General features: G+C 38.3%; 1 protein-coding gene. It reads left to right on the top strand.

Annotation, left to right across the window (positions count from 1 at the left end; translation table 11 throughout):
- Positions 1-182: helicase C-terminal domain-containing protein (locus V7147_RS23765; RefSeq protein ID WP_335370268.1), on the top strand; the 182-nt coding region annotated here is incomplete at its 5' end.
- Positions 183-368: the final 186 nt, after the last annotated feature.

Below are 368 nucleotides of genomic sequence, written 5' to 3'. Positions count from 1 at the left end.
GTTTTAAACAAGGTGTCGGCAGGCTGATTCGGTCTGAAAAGGATACAGGAGTTATTTTTATCCTAGACCGCCGAATCGTAACAACCAAGTATGGGAATAAATTTCTAAAATCAATACCAAAGATGAAATTCTACCACAAACCACTTCCCGAACTATTAGAGCATGTAGAGGATTGGTTATAATCAAATCCGCATTGGCGTAATGTCGCCTGATTTTTAGGCCAGCTAGAAGTGGCGTACTTAGTCNNGGCTTTTATTTTATTCAGTATTGCTGTATAAAGTAAAAAAGGACCTGTCCAAAGACAGGTTAAGGCGTGGGATTAGGAGTTAATTTTTATTAAAATCAAATACATCAAATACGCCTTGGCG

This window comes from Bacillus sp. JJ1521 (genome assembly GCF_036965165.1).
Classification (GTDB): Bacteria; Bacillota; Bacilli; order Bacillales; family Bacillaceae_L; genus Ferdinandcohnia.
The sequence above is the reverse complement of the archived record's forward strand: the minus strand, read 5'-3'. Positions and strand labels throughout refer to the sequence as shown.